Origin of the sequence: Pseudoalteromonas sp. SIMBA_162, from assembly GCF_046535955.1 — a bacterium.
GTDB lineage: Bacteria > Pseudomonadota > Gammaproteobacteria > Enterobacterales > Alteromonadaceae > Pseudoalteromonas > Pseudoalteromonas marina.
Genome location: NZ_JAWJBQ010001218.1, coordinates 1 through 236, shown reverse-complemented (window position 1 = coordinate 236; position 236 = coordinate 1). Strand labels below are relative to the sequence as shown.

The window sequence follows — 236 nt, the reverse complement described above, 5'->3', positions numbered from 1 at the left end:
CTGGTATTTAATCCGGCAACCCCGATCGACGCCTGGCGATATCTGGCGTCTGAGCTGGACGGAGTGATGGTGATGACCAGTGAGCCCGATGGGCAGGGACAGCGGTTTATTCCCTCCATGTGCGAGAAAATCCAAAAAGTACGCACGGCTTTTCCTCAGACCGAGTGCTGGGCCGACGGTGGAATTACGCTGGCAGCTGCACAGCAACTGGCAGCAGCTGGGGCGCAACATATGGT

General features: G+C 57.6%; 1 pseudogene. It reads left to right on the top strand.

Annotated elements, in window-relative coordinates:
* Nucleotides 1-236, top strand: a pseudogene (locus R0J88_RS23525) (hypothetical protein); the annotation flags it as partial.